Here is a 17,758-nt window from a genome sequence, read left to right on the forward strand (position 1 = left end):
GGCTAGAGCATTTTTGATTGATTTTCAGGATGAAAGCTCAAGAGGTAGTGGTGATTTTTAGCGTGAAAATTCAATTGACAATTCACGTAATCGGTCGCAAATTTTTGTCACCGGCTGCCAAAACAAGAGAGACAGAACCATGCCGCCCGATCCAGCCTTTGCCCCCCTGCGTGGCCGCTGCTCGCCCTTGCCGAGCCTGGCCATTTCGCCGCCTGCCAAACAACACGAAAACCGCGCCTGAGACGGAGAATGTCCATGGATTCGCTTTGCCTGCGTGCCGCGCCTGTGTCGGCGCTCGCCTCTGGCCCTGCCTTCGAGGCCTTGCTTGATGGGGTGCGTGATCGTGCCCGCCTGGGTGAGTTCGATCGCCAGCGCCACATTTCCCGAGATGTGATCGATGCCTTCAAGGCCCATGGCGTGTACCGCGCCCTGGTGCCGAAACGCTTTGGTGGGCTGGAATGCTCGCCGGGTACCTTCTGCGAAATGATCGAGCGCATTTCCCATGCCGACGGCTCGGCCGGTTGGGTCGCCAGCTTTGGCATGAGCCCGGTGTACCTGGCGGCGCTGCCGCTGGAGACCATCGCCGAAATCTACGGCAATAGCCCCGACACCGTGTTCGCCGGTGGCATCTTCCCGCCGCAACCGGCCGAGATCGTGCCTGGCGGTTTCAAGGTCAACGGCCGCTGGAAGTACTCCAGTGGCTCGATGGGGGCCGACATCGTCGGTGTCGGCATCGCCCCGCGCAACGGCGACAAGCTCGACCTGCCGCGCCTGGCGGTGCTGCCGCGCAGCCAGGCGCGTATCGAAGAAACCTGGGACACCGTCGGCCTGCTCGGTACTGGCAGCCACGACCTGCTGGTCGAGGATGTGGTGGTCGGCGAGCAGTGGACATTCGTCCGCGGTGGCAAGCCCAACCTCGACGAGCCGTTCTTCCGCTACCCGTCGCTGTCATTCGCCACCCAGGTGCTCTCGGTGGTCGGCCTGGGGATTGCCCGTGCCGCACTGGACGAGCTGTCGGGCATGGCCAGCGGGCGCATCTCGGTAACCGGCGCCCCGGCGCTGGCCGACCGCCCACTGGCCCAGGTCGACGTGGCCAAGGCCGAGGCGGCGCTGCGTTCGGCGCGGGCGTTCTTCTACGAGTCCATCGAGCAGGCCTGGGCACATGTGCTGGCCGGCGACCCGGTGCCGATCGAGGTCACCAACCTGCTGCGCCTGTCCTCCACCCATGCCGCGCGCGTGGCCGCCGAAGTGGCGCGCAGCGCGCAGATGCTCTCGGGCATGACCGGCATCTACAACGAAAGCCCGCTGGCCCGCTGCGTCAACGACGCGCAAGTGGTGACCCAGCACGCCTTCATGGGCGACGTCACCTACCAGAACGCCGGGGCGATGTTCTTCGGCAAACAGCCCCTGCCGGGCTACCTGTAACTTTCGGGATTACTGACATGAGCGATAAGAAAGCCTTGCGCGTGCTGTTCTGCATGGGCATCAACCAGAACTTCTTCGACGCCCCGCGTGAGGAACAGCTGCAGGTGTGGGCCGCGTTCAGCGCGATGTGGAACGGCATCCACGACCTGGCCGGGGTCAAGGTGCTGGGCAACATGGATGACGACCAGAGCATGGTCGGCCCGTCCGACGGCTTCCCCTGGACCACCTACCTGCTGGCCGACGTGCCAGACATCGAGACCGTGCACGCCGCCTGCAACCTGTTCCGCACCACTGCGGTGGGCGAGGGGCCGTACAAGCTGTGGCGCTATGCCAAGGTCGAGGCCCGTGTCGGCCGCGAACTGATCATCCAGCGCGCCTGATTCGAGGACTCTGCCGTGACCAACCTGATCCCCGCCATCAACCTGACGGTCGACCCGGCCGAGCTGGTGCAGCCCGACCGCGTCCACACCTCCCTGTACACCGACCCGGCGCTGTTCGACGCCGAGCTGGAAAAGATCTTCCACAGCACCTGGATCTGGGTCGCCCACGAAAGCGAAGTCCCGGACGCCGGCAGCTACAAGACCACCTACATCGGCAAGCAGCCGGTGATCGTGGTGCGTGACCGCAAGAAAGCCATCAACGTGCTGCTCAACCGCTGCCGCCACCGCGGCGCCACGGTCTGTGAGCACAAGAAGGGCAAGACCAACAGCTTCGTCTGCCCGTACCACGGCTGGGGCTACGCCCTCGACGGCTCGCTGCGCGGCATCCCGCACCCGGAAAGCTACGGCGACTGCATCGACAAGGCCGAGCTGCCGCTGGTCAGCCTGCGCACCGAAAGCTACGCCGGCATGGTCTTCGCCACCTTCAAGGATGATATCGAGCCGCTGGAAGACTTCCTCGGTGCGGCGAAGAAGTGGATGGACCTGTTCATGAAGCAAGGCGCCGGCTACGGCATCAAGGTCCCCGGCGAGCACCGCTTCCGCTTCCCCGGCAACTGGAAGATCCAGTTGGAAAACACCACCGACGCCTACCATTTCCCGCTGGTGCACAAGAGCTTCCTGTCCTCGGTGGACGAGCAGACGCTGGAGCTGTTCGACTTCGTCAAAGGCCCCGGCTATGTCGAGGACCTGGGCAACGGCCACAGCGTGATGGTGATGATCCCCGAACTGGTGGACCTGGAAGCCGACCTCGACAAGCCGATCCCCGAGCGTTTCGAGTCGCTGGCCGCCGAGCTGCGTGACGAGGGCATCGAGGAGCAGCAGGTGCGCCGCATCGTCCGCGCCGTCGGTGGCTCGGGCTTCAACCTCAACCTGTTCCCCAACGTCGCCTGCTCGATGGCGTTCTTCCGCGTGCTGCAGCCGATCTCGGTCACGGAAACGGAAATCCACCACTCAGTGATCACCATGGATGGCGGCCCGGCTGCGGCCAACCGCTACCGCCTGCGCCTGCATGAACACTTCCAGGGCCCGATGGGCTTTGGCACCCCGGACGATTCCGAGGCTTGGGAGCGCGTGCAGAAAGGCGCCAATGCCGGCGAGAACCTGTGGATCATGCTCAACCGCGGCCTGCCGGGCGAGAAGCCCAGCGCAGACGGCCTGGTCTCCGACGTCAGTGCCGAAACCGGCATGCGGGCGGCGTACCAGCAGTGGAAGAAGATGATGACCGCGGAGGCCAAATGATGAACCTGAATCTGCTCAACGAAGTCACCGCGTTCATCTGGCAGGAAGGCGACATGCTCGACCACGGTGAATACGACACCTGGCTGAGCCTGTGGACCGAAAACGGGACCTACATCATCCCGATCAACCCGAAAGAGACCGACTACGAGAACACCCTGAACTACGCCTACGACGACCACCACATGCGTGGCCTGCGCGTGCAGCGGCTGATCGGTGGCGAGTCGATTTCCACCAGCCCGCAACCACGCACCGTGCGCACGATCTCGCGCTTTCGGGTGCTGGCCGACGACGGTGTAAACGTCACCGTGCGGGCCGCGCAGAACATCCGCGAGTTCCGCAAGGAAAGCCTCAAGCACTACAGCGCCGACCTGACCTACACCCTGGTCCGCGCTGAAGGCGGCTTCAGGATCCACCGCAAGGTGATCAGCCTGATCAACAGCGACGATGCCCTTGCCGGCATCGGCTACATCCTCTGAGGAGCGCGCCATGAATCAAGTCGCATTGGTAACCGGCGCCGGCCAGGGCCTCGGCCAGCGCTTCTGTGCCCGGCTGCTCGCCGCAGGCTTCGACGTGGTGGTCTCGGACCGCGACCTGGCGCTGGCCCAGGCCACCGCCAAAACGCTGGGCGGGCGCACCCTGGCGGTCAAGCTCGACGTCGGCAACAAGGCCGACTTCGAGCAGGCCCTGGCCCAGGTGCTGGAGCACTTCGGCGCCCTGCACGTGGTGGTCAACAACGCCGCCGTCACCAAGACCACGCCGCTGATGCAGATCAGCCCCGAAGAGTTCGACGCCGTGGTCGGCCTCAACCTGCGCAGCGTGTTCCTCGGCTGCCAGGTGCTTGGCGCGCACCTGGCCGAAGCCGGCTACGGGCGGATCATCAACATGGCCTCGCTGGCCGGGCAGAACGGCGGCACCGCCACCGGTGCGCACTACGCGGCGAGCAAGGGCGCGATCGTCACCTTGACCAAGATCTTCGCCAAGGAGTTTGCGAGCCGCGGCGTCACCGTCAATGCCATCGCCCCGGGCCCGATCGACTCGCCTGCGGTGCACGCCGCAGTGCCGGCCGAACGTATGCAGGGGTTGCTGGCGAACATCCCGGTGCAGCGCCTGGGCGATGCCGATTTTCTTGGCGACCTGATCGTGCAACTGGCGCGGCCCGAGGCCTACTTCACCACCGGGGCGACCTGGGACGTGAACGGCGGCCTGTTCATGCGTTGATATTTTCCGGGGCGCCCACGCGCCCCTCTGTTAGGCGGGACACCGGCCATGAATGAACAACTGTTGAACGTAGTCGTGCGCAAGCGCGAGATCCAAGGGGCCGACGTGGTCGTGCTCGACCTGGGCCGGGCCGATGGCGCGGCGCTGCCGGCCTTCGAGGCGGGCGCGCATGTGGATATCCATGTCGCCCCGGGCCTGGTGCGCCAGTATTCGCTGTGCAGCGACCCGGCCGATGCCACGGTGTATCGCCTGGGCGTGCTGAAAGACCCGGCCTCCCGCGGTGGCTCGGTGAGCGTGCATGACACGTTGCTGGAAGGGCATGAGGTGCAGATCAGCACTCCACGCAACCTGTTCCCGCTGGCGGCCGATGCGCGCCGCTCGATCCTGCTGGGTGGCGGCATCGGCATCACGCCGATGATCGCCATGGCCCATGCCCTGCACCAGCAGGGGGCCGATTTCGAACTGCATTACTGCGGGCGCTCGCGCAGCCGCAGTGCCTTCCTCGATGCGCTGGCCAGCGCGCCGTTCGCCGCTCGGGTGTTCACCCACTTCGACGATGAAGAGGCCGCCCAGCGCCTGAACCTGGCGGATGTGCTTGGCAGCGGCACGCCCGGCACCCACCTGTACACCTGCGGCCCGTCGGGCTTCATGGACTGGGTGATCGATGGCGCGCGCCAGCAAGGCTACAGCGAGGCGCACATCCACAAGGAGTACTTCCAGGTCGAGGTCGACGCCAGCGGTGCCGGCTTCGAAGTGGTCGCTGCACGCAGCAACAAGACCGTGCAGGTAGCCGAGGGCCAGAGCATTCTCGACGCCTTGGCCCAGGTGGGCATCAAGATCGACATCTCGTGCGAGCAGGGCGTGTGTGGCACCTGCATGTGCGAAGTGCTCGAAGGCGAGCCGGACCACCGCGATGTGTACCTGACCGATGAAGAAAAAGCCGCGAACGACCAGATCCTGGTGTGCTGCTCGCGGGCCAAATCGAACAAGCTGGTGCTGGATATCTGAGGAGCATGACCATGGTAGACGTATCGCAATTTCGCAACGCAATGGCGCTGCTCGGTGGTGCCGTATCGGTCATCACCACCGATGGCCCGGCCGGCCGCTTCGGCTTCACCGCCTCGGCGGTGTGCAGCGTGACGGACTCGCCGCCCACCTTGCTGGTGTGCATGAACCGTTCTTCGTACTCCAACGAGCAGTTCAAGGCCAACGGCGCGCTGTGCGTGAACGTGCTGGCCGGCACCCACCAGGAACTGTCGGGGGCGTTTGCCAACCGCAACCTGAACATGGACGAGCGTTTTGCCGTTACCGACTGGACGGTGCTGGAGAGTGGCGCGCCGGTGATGCAGGAAGCGCTGGTCAACTTCGATTGCCGGATTGCCCAGGTGCATGAGGTGGGCTCGCACAGCATCTTCTACTGCGAGATCCAGGACATCCGCCACGGCGGTGCCGATGACGGGCTGGTGTATTTCAACCGCGCCTATCACCGGGTGTGCGAGTCGTCGAAGGCTTGCTGAAAGCGGGGGCCGCACGGCGGCCCCGGTAGTCACAAGGTTTCGAGGTTGTGGAACACCACTTCCAGCATCTTGTTCAACCGCTGCACCTGCGCCTCGGTCAACCCCTTGAAGCTGCGCTGGAACAACTCGCGGGTCACATCCTGCATGCGCTCGATGTTCTGCAGGCCGACCTCGGTGATGCGCACCTGGGTCACGCGCCCGTCTTCGGGGCTGGGCGCGGTATCGACCAGGCCATCTTCCTTCATGCGGTAGACGATCTTGGTGATGGTCGACAGCTTGGCGATGGCATGGGTGGAGATCTCGGAAATGCTCGATTCACCGTTCTCGTTGAGGATCCACAGCACGCGCCAGCGCGGCACGTCGAGGTCGACCTTCTTCAGCAGACGTTCCATGTTCTGGGTGTAGCGGCCGTGCACACGGGCCAGCCAGTAGAAGGGGAAATCTTCCTTGCGAAATTCATCGCTGGCCGGGTCGTGATGGCTGTGGCCTTTGTTTTTAGACGTGCTCATTGATTCACTACTTGTGCGGAAATAGTCGCGACATCATAGACCTTTCCGCGCATTTGACCACCGCGACCGTGCCAGCAATTACGGGAATGTTCAGTTGACATTTCCAGTAATTAGCACGCATGTTCATGGCTGGGCCACGGTCCGGCATCCATTCTTGAAAAGGGCTCCATGAAAATGACAATCATAGTTGAACCCCTTGACCTGGGCGGCAGCGGCCCCCGGGTCGTGGTCAAGGACACCATCGACGTCGCCGGTACCGCGACCCGCGCCAGCAGCCAGGCGCTGGAGCATACCCCGCTGGCCGAACGGCATGCCGAGGTGGTCAGCCAGTTGCTGGCCAACGGCGCGCGGCTGACCGGCAAGGTCAGCCTGCATGAGCTGGCGTTCGGTACCACCGGCATCAACCATTACACCGGCACGGCAGCCAACCCACGCTTCCCCGGGCGCATTCCGGGTGGCTCTTCCAGCGGCTCGGCGGCAGCGGTGGCGGCAGGCCTGGCCGATTTCAGCCTGGGCACCGACACCGGTGGCTCGGTGCGGGTGCCGGCCTGCTGCTGCGGTGTGTTCGGCCTCAAGCCGACTTTTGGCCGGGTCAGCCGCAAAGGCGTGATGCCGGCGCAAACCAGCCTCGACTGCGTTGGCCCGTTTGCCGCGAGCCTGCCGATGCTGGTGCGGGCGATGAGCATGATCGACCCGACTTTCACCCCGGCGCAGGTCCCGGCCAAGGCCCGTATCGGCGTGCTGCGGGTTACCGCCGAGGCGGCGATCCACAAAGTGGTGCAGGGCGCCCTGACCGCCAGCGGCCTGGCGCTGGGCAACGTCGAGCTCAAGCACTTTGGTGCGGCCTACGAGGCCGGCATGGTGGTGATCAACCGCGAAACCTTCGTCGGCTGTGGCCACCTGCTGGAAACCGGCAAGGTCGGTGCCGACATCGCCGGGCGCCTGGCAGCGGCCGGGCAGACCACCGACACTGCGCTGGCTGAAGCGGAAGAAGTGCGCCGGCGCTTCACCGCAGAAGTCGACCAGGCCCTGGCCAGCTACGATGTGCTGGCGCTGCCGACCATGCCGGACTTCCCGCTGCGCCTGGAAGACGCTGCCGACACCCGAGCGGTGCTGGGCATGACCTCGCTGGTGCGACCGTTCAACCTGTCCGGGCACCCGGCCTTGAGCATTCCGCTGGGCAGCGAAGCCGGCCTGCCGGTTGGCTTGCAACTGGTGGCGGCCAAGGGCGCCGACGAGAAACTGCTGGCTGTGGCCGAGCGTTTGCTGCTGAACCTGTACTGAGGTGGCGATGAGCGATATCCATGAACTGCAGGCCCGCCTGCAGCGCTTCGAAGACCAGCAGGCCATTCGCGTGTGCATCAATCGCTACATGCAATTGTGCGACCAGCTCGACGCCAGCACGCCGCTGGACGAGCTGGCCGGGCTGTTCACCCGCGAGGCCGTGTGGGAGGGCAAGGGTGCCAAGTACGCCGCGAGTTTTGGTGGCTATCGGGGGCGTGAGGCGATTGGCGCGATGTTCGCCACCTACATGAAGACCCCGGCGCACTTCGCCTTGAACGTGCACTTCCTGACCAGCGAGGTCATCGAGGTGGACGGTGGGCAGGGGCTGGGGCGGTGGGTGATGCTGCAGACCAGCACCTTTGCCGACGGTGCTTCGCACCTGAATGCGGCGCGCCTGACGGTGCGTTTCACGCAGGAGGAAGGGCAGTGGCGGATGGCGCACTTCCAGACCGAGAACCTGTTCAGCCGGCCGGTGACCGCCTGGAACAGTGAGGCGCCTTTGCCGGTGCCGGAGCGTTAGTCCCTGCTACTGGGGCCGCTTTGCGGCCCATCGCCGGCAAGCGCGGCTCCCACAGGGACACCACCGGGTTCAAGGGCAGTAACTTACCTGTGGGAGCCGCGCTTGCCGGCGATGGGCTGCAAAGCAGCCCCCCGGTTTTAACTCAGAACGTACTGACAAACACCACCTGGCTATACAGGTTGCGGTTGTCATTGCCCAGCTGCGTCCCGCCTTGCTCGGCACTGCGATCAGGCTGGTACAAGCCCACCAGCGGCACGATCATCAGGTGCTCGTTGATCGTCCACTCTGCATACAGATCCACCTCATGCCCGTCGGCATTGCCCAGGTTGCGGTCGATGGTGTCGAAGTTGAAACCCAGGATCCCGACGTTGAGCGACGGGGAAGGGCTCACCTTCAGCCCCACTTTCTGAATGCGCGCATTGCTGTTGAACGGCCCGGCATAGTTGCCGGCCACTTCACCCTGGAACCAGGTACCCAGGCCGCGGCTCAGCCCGTAGAACAAGGTGTCATAGCCTTCGGAGAAACGGCTGTAGCGGTAGCTGATGTTCGGTTGCCACGGCACATCGGCAAAGGTCCAGCCGGCTTCCAGGTACCAGGCATCCTCAGTGGCGGTGTGCGGTTTGTCCTGCTTGGCGTACTCGCCGGACAGGAACAGGTTCTCCACCCCGGCATTGCCCTGGCCGCGCAGGCTGTAGGTTTTCATGCCGTCGCGCTCCAGCTGCTGGGGCGAGGCAAATGCCTTGTCGACGTGGGTGGTGTCGATGTAGGTCAGGCCGACCGTGCCGGCATCGGCCACGTGCTCCAGGGTGGCGACGTGCATTTCGGTCTTGGCCTGGGCGCGGTTGTCCGATTGCAGCCACATCAGGTCGCTGCGCCAGCCCTGCTTGCCGCCCAGGCGCAGTACGGCGGTCTTGTCGAAGCTCTTGCGCGCCGCCAGGTAGTAGGCGCCGCCGCGGTTGAACTGGCCATCGGCAAGGCCGTGACCGACGTTAAGAGAGTCGCCCTGGATCAGGAAGCCGTCACCGACCGCGATCATCTGCTTGCCGAACGACAGGTCGATACCGTCCTCGCCCAGCGCGGGCACCAGGTTGCCGGACTTCCAGCCCAGGTAGGCATCCTCGATCTTGGTGGTGCGTTCGCTGCCGTCGCTGAAACCGGCGGCGTCGCCATCGCCCCAGGTGCCGGAGCTGAGCAGGGCGAAGGCGCCGTACAGCGAACCGCTGCCCCCCAGGCGCTGGTCGCCGCTCAGGCCGTACTTGATGTAGCCCTCGCGCCATGAGGTGGAGCCGGGCTGGTCGCGGGCGATGGCATAGCTTTCTTCACTGTGGAACACACCGAACACGGCCTCCACGTTGGCATTGAGGTGGCGCTCGTCATCGCCGTAGAGCTCCAGTGCGGACGCCTCCAGCGAGGCTCCCGCCAGGAGTGCGGCGAGGACCGCGGCCAGGGTGAGACGGAACGGGCGGTGGTGCATGGTCTGGCTTCCTTTGTTATGGGCTTGGCAGAAGTTCCGAAGACATGCCAACGATCATGCAGGAAGCACTGGTAGCAGTTTTTGTGCTGGCTGCCAGTTGCCTTTGGCACCGTGCCAAGGTGACGGCAGGGCTGAAACGCCGAAGGCCCCGTTGCGGGGCCTTGGTAGAACAAGAGGTTACTTGAGGCCGGTTTGCCCGGCTGGTCAGTTGGCGTGACGCTTGCGGTACTCGCCGGGGCTCATGCCGAAGCGGGCCTTGAACGCGGTGCTGAAATAGCTCGAATCGGAAAAGCCCCAGGCGTAGCCCAGCGACGAAACCTTCTGGTCCATGGCCGGGTTGCGCAGGCTCTCGGCGCAGAAGTCCAGGCGGCGGTTGCGGATGTACTGGGCGATGACCAGCTCGTGCTTGGCGAAGATGCGGTACAGGCTGCGCATCGAAATGCCCACTTCGCGAGCGATGAACTCGGGGCTGAGGCCTTCGCAGGTGATGTTCTGGTCGATCAGCCCCAGGGCCTTGCGGAACATGCGCTCGTGGCTGCCGGGGATGGCGTCCTGGGCGATGGCCGGGCGCAGCACGGTGATCAGGGCGTCGAGCACCGCCTGGCTCTCGTGGTTGGCCATGTGCTGGGTGCGGCCGGCTTCGAGCATCATCAGCCGGGCCATGCTGGCCAGCGGCGTGTTGGCCTCGATCCGCCTGGCACAGGCCACGCCGATACCCCGGGTGCCGCTTTGCACCTGGCTGCGCGGCAGGATCAGCGACAGCTGACGCGAGCGCTGGTGGAAGTGCATGTCCAGCGGGGTGCTGGCATCGATCAGGGTGAGGTCGCCGGCCTGCAGTTCAATGCGGGCATCCTGGTGCTCGATGCGCGAGGTGCCGGCCATCTGCAGCACGGCGTAGTAGTGGTCGGCACTGCTGGCACGGATTTCCCGCGGGCCGCGAAACAGGTTGACCTGGGTCATGTCGACGATACTCATGGAAATCTGGCCTGCCTGGCACTTTTCCAGCTGGCCGACGAAGCCGGCGTCGAGCTTGCGGCCGTTGAAATGGCCGCAGGCTTCATTGACCTGGCTCAGCCAGGCCTGGAAGTGGTCGTCGGAAACACGGCTTGCAGGGGTCATGGATGCCTCGCACGGTAGGACTTGACGCGGATCGCTCGGGCGACTCTTGGTCTTCGGGGTATGCCTTACAATTCACTTGAATATTCAAGCAAAAAGCAGGCCTGAAGCGTGCGACGGCTGTGCTGCTGGCAAGGCAAGGCTTTGATTTCAATAAGGTAAATGGTGGATTTGAAGGGCTTTCAACCCACCGGGCAGGCATGAAGCGCCTGCCCGGCGCTTCGAAATGTAGCAATTTGAGACACCAGTGTTCCCGGCGGCCCGTCAGCTGTGCGGCACGGCCTTGGCCGCCGGCGTACCGGCATATTGTGGCTTGAGATGGCCCTGCTCATCGAGCAGATAGGCATCCATGACTTCGCGCACCACCGGCCCGGCAACACGGCCGCCGGCCTCGCCGTTCTCGATCATCACCGCCACCACCACGCTGGGGTGGTCGGCCGGGGCGAAACCGACGAACAGGGCGTTGTCGCGGTGCCGCTCGAGGGTCTTGTTGCGGTTGTAGCGTTCACCCTGCTTGATCGCCACCACCTGCGCCGTGCCGCTCTTGCCTGCGATGCGGTACTGGGCGCCGGCGGCAGCGGCGCGGGCGATGCCGCGCGGGTCGTGCATGACCATCTGCATGCCGACGTTGACCTGGTCCCAGGCGTGCTTGTCATGCAGCACGATGTCGGGCATCGGGTTGGGGTCGACCGGCGCCTCGCCACCCACGGTCATGGCCAGGTGCGGGCGGTGCCATACGCCCTTGCTCGCCAGCAGGCTGGTGGCCTGGGCCAGCTGCAACGGGGTGACCTGCATGTAGCCCTGGCCGATGCCGAGGATCAGCGTCTCGCCCGGGAACCAGGCCTGGCGCCGGGTGGCGCGCTTCCACGCCTGTGAAGGCATCAGCCCGGGGGCTTCCTCGAACATGTCCAGCGAGACCTTCTGGCCCAGGCCGAACTCGGCCATGTAGTCGTGCAGGCGGTCGATGCCGAGCTTGTGCGCCAGGTCATAGAAGTAGGTGTCGTTGGAACGCATGATGGCGGTGTACATGTCTACCCAGCCATCGCCGCTGTGGTTCCAGTTGCGGTACTTGTGGTCGTAGTTGGGCAGCTCGTAGTAACCCGGGTCGAACACCCGGCTGCCGGGGGTGATCACGCCGCTGTCGAGGCCGGCGATGGCCACCTCCGGCTTGACCGTCGAGCCGGGCGCATACAGGCCGCGCAGCACGCGGTTGAACAGCGGCCGGTCGATCGAGTCGCGCAGCGCGGCATACTGCTTGAAGCTGATGCCCTTGACGAACAGGTTGGGGTCGAAGCTCGGGTTGCTGACCATCGCCAGCACGTCGCCGTTGGCCGGGTCGAGCACCACCACGGCGCCACGGCGGTCGCCCAGGGCCTTTTCGGCGGCCACCTGCAGGTGCGAGTCGAGGCTGAGGATGATGTCCTTGCCGGGGATCGGGTCCTTGTGGTTGAGCACGCGCATCACCCGGCCCTGGGCGTTGGTTTCCACTTCTTCGTAGCCTACGTGGCCGTGCAGCTGGGCTTCGTAGAAGTGCTCGATGCCGGTCTTGCCGATGGACTGGGTGCCACGGTACTCGGTGCTGTCGAGGGTCTTGGCTTCTTTTTCGTTGATGCGCCCGACGTAGCCGACCGAATGGGCGAAGTGTTCGGCCAGCGGGTATTCGCGGATGAACTGGGGTTCGACGTCCAGGCCTGGCAGGCGGAACTGGTTGACCGCGATCAGGGCGATCTGTTCTTCCGTCAGGCCGACCATCAGGGTGACTGGCTCGAACGGTTTGCGGCCACGGCGCAGGTCCTTGTCGAACTGCTTGCGGTCGTCTTCACCGAGGCCGAGGATTTCGGCCAGGCTGTCGAGCACCTTGGCTGAGTCGCCGGCGCGCTCGCGGGTCATGGTCAGGTCGAAGCTGGGCTTGTTGTCGGCCAGCACCACGCCGTTGCGATCATAGATCAGCCCGCGCTCGGGGGCGATGGGCAGGATGTGCACGCGGTTGTTTTCCGACACTGCGCTCTGCTGGTCGTGCTGCAGCACCTGCAGCACGTAGAGCCGGCCCACCAGGACGGCGCACAGGCTGAACACCAGGGCGGCGCAGGCCAGGAGCCGGCGGTTGACCAGGTGTTTTTCCTTTTCGTGGTCCTTGAGGGGGATCGGTTGTGGCATGGGGGCTCTGTACAGTAGCGAATTCGGCGGGCGAGGGCTTCGCCCTCGTTCGCGGGGCAAGCCCGCTCCCACATGTACTGCGCCGATCTTGGGCTTGCGCGGTACTTGTGGGAGCGGGCTTGCCCCGCGAATGGGCCGCCCAGCGGCCCCAGGGCCGGCGATGCTACGCAACCCGGCCCCGCGCCTCAAGGCAAGCGCGACCCGGTCACCGCCCCGGATCACGCATCCCGCCCACCATCAGGGCGTTAACACTAACATGAAGATTTGTTCATCAGGTTTCAGGTTTGCCTGTCAGTGAGCGTGTTCGGCCTGTTTCCTGGCCGATGCCGGGGCATGCCCATGGGCCTCCTCCACTTCGATGATCGGCACTTCCTTGCCATCACAGTCGAACAGCTTGCCATCGCGGAAGAAGTCGCCTTCGTTGAGCCAGGCCACATCGTGGTAGCGCAGGGTCCGCTCACTGGCGGCGACGAACACCGACTGCTGGTCGGAGTTGCCGGCTCGCAGGTGGTTGAACAGCAGGTTGAGCAGGATCGCCATGATCGCCGACGAGCTGATGCCGGAGTGGAAAATGGTCTCGAACCAGCTCGGGAAGTGGTGGTAGAAGCCCGGTGCGGCGATCGGAATCATGCCGAAGCCGATCGAGGTGGCGACGATGATCAGGTTCATGTTGTTGCGGTAGTCCACCTGGGCCAGGGTGCGGATGCCACTGGCCGCGACGGTGCCGAACAGCACCACGCCGGCGCCGCCGAGCACGGCGGTCGGTACTGCGGCCACCAGCCGGCCCATCACCGGCAGCAGGCCGAGGGTGACCAGGATGAAACCGGCGCTGGCTACCACATAGCGGCTCTTGACCCCGGTCACCGCCACCAGGCCGACGTTTTGCGCGAAGGCGCTTTGGGTGAACGAGCCGAACAGCGGCGCCAGGGCGCTGGAAATCATGTCGGCGCGCAGGCCGTTGCCCAGGCGCCGGGCATTGACGTCGGTGCCGATGATCTCGCCCACGGCGAGGATGTCCGCCGAGGTTTCGACCATGGTCACCACGATGACGATCAGCATCGACAGGATCGCTGCCAGCTGGAACTCGGGGGTGAAGTGCAGCACCTCGGGCAGTGCCACCGAAGGGCCGTCGAGCGCCTGGGAGAAATCGGCCATGCCGAACGCCATGGCCACCAGGGTGCCGATCACCATCGCCAGCAGGATCGACAGGCGCGACAGGCTGGCGCTGCCCAGCTTGCTGAGCAACAGCACGCAGGCCAGGGTGAACGCGGCCAGGCTGATATTGGCGGTGCTGCCGAAGTCGGCCGCCTGGCTGTTGCCGCCCATGGCCCAGCGCGCTGCCACCGGCATCAGGGGCAGGCCGATGGTGGTGATGACGATGCCGGTCACCAGCGGCGGGAAGAACTGGATGATCCGCGAGAACAGCGGGGTGATCAGCAGGCCGACCAACGACGAGACGATCACGGCGCCGAACACCACCTGCAGGCCGTTGGTGCCATCATTGCCGATGATCGCGACCATGGTCGCCACGCTGGCAAAGGAAACGCCCTGGACCAGCGGCAGGCGGCAGCCGAAGAACGGCAGGCCCAGGGTCTGCAGCAAGGTGGCCAGGCCCCCGGCGAACAGCGAGGCGGCAATCAGCATGCCGACATCGGCCGGCGACAGGCCGGCTGCCTGGCCGATGATCAGCGGCACGGCGATCATGCCGCCGTACATGGTCAATACATGCTGCAGGCCGTAGGCGAAGTTGGCGCCAATACCGAGGTTCTCGTCTTCCGGACGAGGTGTAGCGGTAGATGTCATGGTGAGTAGCTCGCTTTTGTTATTGTCACGCGTCTAACTGCATGGTTTCAGTCGCATTGGGGTGAAACAGGTAAAACGCAGCCGCAACAAGGCGCGCCGCGCTCTTTCGAGCGCAGCGGCCAGGGTGGTTCGGGTTATTCGCCGCTGACGAGCTGGTAGGCCAACTGGTTGTGGCGTTCCAGTACCCGCGGTAGGTCGATGGTGGTGATGCGGCCATCCTGCACCACCACCCGGCCATTGATCACGCTGGTGTCGACGTGGGTCGGGGTGCAGAACACCAGGGCCGCCAAGGGGTCGTGCAGGGCGCCGGCATAGGCCACGTGGCCCAGGTCGAAGGCGACGAAGTCGGCGATCATGCCGGGTGCCAGGGCGCCGATGTCGTTGCGGTTGAGCACCTTGGCGCCACCCAGGGTGGCGATTTCCAGGGCTTCGCGGGCGGTCATCGCGTCCGGTCCGAAGCCGACGCGCTGCAGCAGCAGTGCCTGACGCACTTCGCCGATCATGCTGGCGCCGTCGTTGGAGGCCGAGCCATCCACACCCAGGCCTACCGGCACGCCGTGGTCGCGCATCTTGCGGATCGGCGCGATGCCCGAGGCCAGGCGCATGTTCGAGCAGGGGCAGTGGGCGACACCGGTGCCGGTGCGGGCGAACAGCTCGATGCCGTGCTGGTCGAGCTGCACGCAGTGGGCGTGCCACACATCGTGGCCGACCCAGCCGAGGTCTTCGGCGTATTCGGCCGGGGTCATGCCGAACTTTTCGCGGCTGTAGGCGATGTCGTTGACGTTTTCGGCCAGGTGGGTGTGCAGCGAAACGCCGTAGTTGCGCGCCAGCACTGCGGCCTCGCGCATCAGGTCGCGGCTGACCGAGAACGGCGAGCAGGGTGCCACCACCACGCGCAGCATCGAACCATGGCTGGCATCGTGGTAGTCCTCGATCAGGCGCTGCGACTCCTTGAGGATGTCGCTTTCCTTCTCCACCACCGAATCAGGCGGCAGGCCGCCCTGGCTGCGGCCCACGCTCATGCTGCCGCGGGCGGCGTGGAAGCGCATGCCGATCTCGCCGGCAGCATGGATGCTGTCGTCGAGCTTGCAGCCGTTGGGGTAGATGTACAGGTGGTCGCTGGAGGTGGTGCAGCCAGACAGGATCAGCTCGGCCATGGCGGTCTGGGTCGATACCGAGATCATTTCCGGGGTCAGCCGCGCCCAGATCGGGTACAGGTTGGTCAGCCAGTTGAACAGCTCGCCGTCCTGGGCCGCCGGTACCACGCGGGTGAGGCTCTGGTACATGTGGTGGTGGGTGTTGACCAGGCCCGGGATGACCACCTTGCCGGCCATGTCGAGGATCACATCGGCGTGCTGTGGCAGCGTATCGCTGGGGCCGACCTGCTTGATCAGGTTGTCTTCGATGTACAGGCCGCCGCCTTTGATCTCGCGGCGTTCGCCGTCCATGGTGACCAGCAGTGCGGCGTTCTTGACCAGGAGGGTCTTGGGGGTGTGTTGCAGGGAAGCTTGCATGTCTCATGCCTGGCGCAATACGCAGCGACGTTGGCCGGTGTCGTAGGCGCACAGGCATGCATGTAAGCAAAGTTTGAAATTTTTGTATACAGAAAAATGTAGGGGCCCGCAGGCCCCGGATGGCTTCAACCCACTTGCACGGGCGCCTTGCTGGCGCCTTTGCGCAGGCCTGTGACGCCCCAGGCGAGGCCCAGCACGGCAGCGATCACCGAGCCAGACAGCACGCCGAGTTTGGCTGCGCCCAGCGAGGCCGGGTCGCTGTAGGCCAGGTTGGCAATGAAGATCGACATGGTGAAACCGATGCCGGCCAGCAGGCCGATCAGGGTGATGCCGCGCCAGTTGACCTGGGCCGGCAGGCTGCACCAGCCCAGGCGCACCATCAGCCAGCTGACGCCGATGATGCCCAGCGGCTTGCCGGCCACCAGGGCCACGGCCACGGCGGTCATCACCCAGTGCGGCCCCTCGGCCGACAGGTCGATGCCCGACAGGCCGACACCGGCGTTGGCCAGGGCGAACAGCGGCATGATCGCGTACGCCACCCACGGGTGCAGGGCGCCGCCTACACGGGTCACCGGGGCCACCAGTTCACGCTGGGCCAGGCGCAGGCGCTTGAGTGGGGCGCTGAGGTCGCCAGTGTCCTGCTCGGGGGCCTTGGCGCGGCCGAGCAGGTCGTTGGTGAAGCGCGACACCGCATCCAGCGGGCGCTCGCCCATCGGCATGGCGGCAACCGGGGTCATCAGGCCGAGGATCACGCCGGCCAGGGTCGGGTGGGCGCCGGTCATCAGCATGCCGACCCAAGTAATGGTGCCAGGGATGACATAGGCCCAGGCCGAGCCGACGCCGATCTTCTGCAGCCCGATCACCAGCAGCAGGCCGATGGCGGCTACGCCGAAGCCGCTGTAGTCGAGGCCACCGGAGTAGAAGACGGCGATGATCAGCACGGCGATGATGTCATCGATGATCGCCAGGGCCAGCAGGAACACGCGGATGTTGGACGGGATCGACTTGCCCAGCAGGGCCAGCACGCCCACCGCGAAGGCGATGTCGGTGGCGGTCGGCACGGCCCAGCCTTGCTGCTCGGCTGGCGCATGGCCGAAAGCCAGGTAGATCAGCGCAGGTACCGCTACGCCACCCACCGCGGCGGCCATGGGCAAGGTGGCCTGACGCAGGCTGGCCAGGGCGCCTTCGTGAATTTCGCGACGGATTTCCATGCCGACCACCAGGAAGAAGATGGTCATCAGGCCATCGTTGATCCAGAAGTGCAGGGATTGCGAGAAGCTGAACGAGCCGATGCCGAAGCTGATCGGAGTGTGCCACAGGGCATCGTAGCTGGCGGCGGCCGGAGAGTTGGCCCAGATCAGGGCAGCGACAGCCGTGATCAGCAGGACGATGCCGCTGACCGCTTCGATATGCAGGAAACGCTCGAAATTGGCGAAGGCGCGTTGGGCCAGGCGCTGGGCGCGGGTCAAATGGGTTTTTTGCATAGGCGCAAGAACTCCTGCAGGCGGCCCGACCTGCACTGTTCTTTAACCTGCATCACTG

At 65.1% G+C, this 17,758-nt stretch carries 16 protein-coding genes; 9 read left to right on the plus strand and 7 right to left on the minus strand.

The annotated features are described in order from the left end of the window. Window positions 1-255 precede the first annotated feature (255 nt). The 7 genes from iacA to OCX61_RS10805 are packed head-to-tail and all read left to right on the plus strand — an operon-like array spanning window position 256 to window position 5,839. On the plus strand, window positions 256-1,425 hold the full coding sequence (gene iacA / locus OCX61_RS10775; RefSeq protein WP_261943762.1) for an indole-3-acetate monooxygenase: 1,170 nt from the start codon (window positions 256-258) through the stop codon (window positions 1,423-1,425). Window positions 1,426-1,442: 17 nt separating this feature from the next. Further along, on the plus strand, window positions 1,443-1,805 hold the full coding sequence (locus tag OCX61_RS10780; protein WP_261943763.1) for an IacB protein: 363 nt from the start codon (window positions 1,443-1,445) through the stop codon (window positions 1,803-1,805). A 15-nt stretch (window positions 1,806-1,820) separates the two neighbouring features. Then, window positions 1,821-3,104: an aromatic ring-hydroxylating oxygenase subunit alpha gene (locus OCX61_RS10785; protein WP_261943764.1), complete on the plus strand. Its 1,284-nt coding sequence runs from the start codon at window positions 1,821-1,823 to the stop codon at window positions 3,102-3,104. Continuing rightward, window positions 3,104-3,580 carry an aromatic-ring-hydroxylating dioxygenase subunit beta gene (locus tag OCX61_RS10790; RefSeq protein WP_261943765.1) on the plus strand — a complete coding sequence of 159 codons (477 nt, stop codon included), beginning with the start codon at window positions 3,104-3,106 and terminating at the stop codon, window positions 3,578-3,580. Before OCX61_RS10785 ends, OCX61_RS10790 begins: the two co-directional genes overlap by 1 nt. 10 nt (window positions 3,581-3,590) lie before the next feature. Then, on the plus strand, window positions 3,591-4,322 hold the full coding sequence (locus tag OCX61_RS10795; RefSeq protein WP_261943766.1) for an SDR family NAD(P)-dependent oxidoreductase: 732 nt from the start codon (window positions 3,591-3,593) through the stop codon (window positions 4,320-4,322). 48 nt (window positions 4,323-4,370) lie between these two features. After that, entirely contained in the window at window positions 4,371-5,330 is a 960-nt protein-coding gene (locus OCX61_RS10800; RefSeq protein ID WP_261943767.1) for a PDR/VanB family oxidoreductase, read from the plus strand. 11 nt (window positions 5,331-5,341) lie between these two features. Beyond that, window positions 5,342-5,839, plus strand: a complete 498-nt coding sequence (locus OCX61_RS10805) for a flavin reductase (RefSeq protein ID WP_103446926.1) — start codon at window positions 5,342-5,344, stop codon at window positions 5,837-5,839. A 29-nt stretch (window positions 5,840-5,868) separates the two neighbouring features. Here OCX61_RS10805 and OCX61_RS10810 read toward each other — a convergent pair whose 3' ends face one another. Continuing rightward, window positions 5,869-6,348 (minus strand): MarR family winged helix-turn-helix transcriptional regulator, encoded by a 480-nt coding sequence (locus OCX61_RS10810; RefSeq protein ID WP_079228674.1) that lies wholly within the window; start codon window positions 6,346-6,348, stop codon window positions 5,869-5,871. A gap of 174 nt (window positions 6,349-6,522) precedes the next feature. On the opposite strand from OCX61_RS10810, the gene OCX61_RS10815 reads away from it, so the two are divergent. Then, window positions 6,523-7,632: an amidase gene (locus OCX61_RS10815; RefSeq protein WP_261943768.1), complete on the plus strand. Its 1,110-nt coding sequence runs from the start codon at window positions 6,523-6,525 to the stop codon at window positions 7,630-7,632. A gap of 7 nt (window positions 7,633-7,639) precedes the next feature. Continuing rightward, window positions 7,640-8,152 carry a nuclear transport factor 2 family protein gene (locus tag OCX61_RS10820; protein WP_261943769.1) on the plus strand — a complete coding sequence of 171 codons (513 nt, stop codon included), beginning with the start codon at window positions 7,640-7,642 and terminating at the stop codon, window positions 8,150-8,152. 142 nt (window positions 8,153-8,294) lie between these two features. Here OCX61_RS10820 and OCX61_RS10825 read toward each other — a convergent pair whose 3' ends face one another. The 6 genes from OCX61_RS10825 to nhaA all read right to left on the minus strand — a co-directional run bounded on the left by OCX61_RS10825 (window position 8,295) and on the right by nhaA (window position 17,700). Further along, window positions 8,295-9,626, minus strand: a complete 1,332-nt coding sequence (locus OCX61_RS10825) for an alginate export family protein (protein ID WP_261943770.1) — start codon at window positions 9,624-9,626, stop codon at window positions 8,295-8,297. Window positions 9,627-9,830: 204 nt separating this feature from the next. Continuing rightward, the gene (gene feaR, locus OCX61_RS10830; RefSeq protein ID WP_261943771.1) at window positions 9,831-10,745 is read right to left on the minus strand and encodes a transcriptional regulator FeaR; all 915 of its coding nucleotides are present in this window, start codon (window positions 10,743-10,745) and stop codon (window positions 9,831-9,833) included. A gap of 261 nt (window positions 10,746-11,006) precedes the next feature. Then, on the minus strand, window positions 11,007-12,899 hold the full coding sequence (gene mrdA, locus OCX61_RS10835) for a penicillin-binding protein 2 (protein WP_261943772.1): 1,893 nt from the start codon (window positions 12,897-12,899) through the stop codon (window positions 11,007-11,009). Window positions 12,900-13,190: 291 nt separating this feature from the next. Further along, window positions 13,191-14,702, minus strand: coding sequence for a nucleobase:cation symporter-2 family protein (locus OCX61_RS10840; RefSeq protein ID WP_261943773.1), 1,512 nt, complete (start codon window positions 14,700-14,702; stop codon window positions 13,191-13,193). Window positions 14,703-14,836: 134 nt separating this feature from the next. Continuing rightward, entirely contained in the window at window positions 14,837-16,216 is a 1,380-nt protein-coding gene (locus OCX61_RS10845; RefSeq protein WP_060485395.1) for an 8-oxoguanine deaminase, read from the minus strand. 125 nt (window positions 16,217-16,341) lie between these two features. After that, the gene (nhaA, locus tag OCX61_RS10850; RefSeq protein WP_261943774.1) at window positions 16,342-17,700 is read right to left on the minus strand and encodes a Na+/H+ antiporter NhaA; all 1,359 of its coding nucleotides are present in this window, start codon (window positions 17,698-17,700) and stop codon (window positions 16,342-16,344) included. Window positions 17,701-17,758 lie beyond the last annotated feature (58 nt).

This window comes from Pseudomonas sp. LRP2-20, assembly GCF_024349685.1.
Classification (GTDB): domain Bacteria; phylum Pseudomonadota; class Gammaproteobacteria; order Pseudomonadales; family Pseudomonadaceae; genus Aquipseudomonas.

What these genes read in the sequence shown, in the direction of transcription:
- iacA (WP_261943762.1), top strand. Translation starts at nt 256, where the DNA reads ATGGATTCGCTTTGCCTGCGTGCCGCGCCTGTGTCGGCGCTCGCCTCT.
- OCX61_RS10780 (WP_261943763.1), top strand. Translation starts at nt 1,443, where the DNA reads ATGAGCGATAAGAAAGCCTTGCGCGTGCTGTTCTGCATGGGCATCAAC.
- OCX61_RS10790 (WP_261943765.1), top strand. Translation starts at nt 3,104, where the DNA reads ATGAACCTGAATCTGCTCAACGAAGTCACCGCGTTCATCTGGCAGGAA.
- OCX61_RS10795 (WP_261943766.1), top strand. Translation starts at nt 3,591, where the DNA reads ATGAATCAAGTCGCATTGGTAACCGGCGCCGGCCAGGGCCTCGGCCAG.
- OCX61_RS10800 (WP_261943767.1), top strand. Translation starts at nt 4,371, where the DNA reads ATGAATGAACAACTGTTGAACGTAGTCGTGCGCAAGCGCGAGATCCAA.
- OCX61_RS10805 (WP_103446926.1), top strand. Translation starts at nt 5,342, where the DNA reads ATGGTAGACGTATCGCAATTTCGCAACGCAATGGCGCTGCTCGGTGGT.
- OCX61_RS10810 (WP_079228674.1), bottom strand. Translation starts at nt 6,348, where the DNA reads ATGAGCACGTCTAAAAACAAAGGCCACAGCCATCACGACCCGGCCAGC.
- OCX61_RS10815 (WP_261943768.1), top strand. Translation starts at nt 6,523, where the DNA reads ATGACAATCATAGTTGAACCCCTTGACCTGGGCGGCAGCGGCCCCCGG.
- OCX61_RS10820 (WP_261943769.1), top strand. Translation starts at nt 7,640, where the DNA reads ATGAGCGATATCCATGAACTGCAGGCCCGCCTGCAGCGCTTCGAAGAC.
- OCX61_RS10825 (WP_261943770.1), bottom strand. Translation starts at nt 9,626, where the DNA reads ATGCACCACCGCCCGTTCCGTCTCACCCTGGCCGCGGTCCTCGCCGCA.
- feaR (WP_261943771.1), bottom strand. Translation starts at nt 10,745, where the DNA reads ATGACCCCTGCAAGCCGTGTTTCCGACGACCACTTCCAGGCCTGGCTG.
- mrdA (WP_261943772.1), bottom strand. Translation starts at nt 12,899, where the DNA reads ATGCCACAACCGATCCCCCTCAAGGACCACGAAAAGGAAAAACACCTG.
- OCX61_RS10840 (WP_261943773.1), bottom strand. Translation starts at nt 14,702, where the DNA reads ATGACATCTACCGCTACACCTCGTCCGGAAGACGAGAACCTCGGTATT.
- OCX61_RS10845 (WP_060485395.1), bottom strand. Translation starts at nt 16,216, where the DNA reads ATGCAAGCTTCCCTGCAACACACCCCCAAGACCCTCCTGGTCAAGAAC.
- nhaA (WP_261943774.1), bottom strand. Translation starts at nt 17,700, where the DNA reads ATGCAAAAAACCCATTTGACCCGCGCCCAGCGCCTGGCCCAACGCGCC.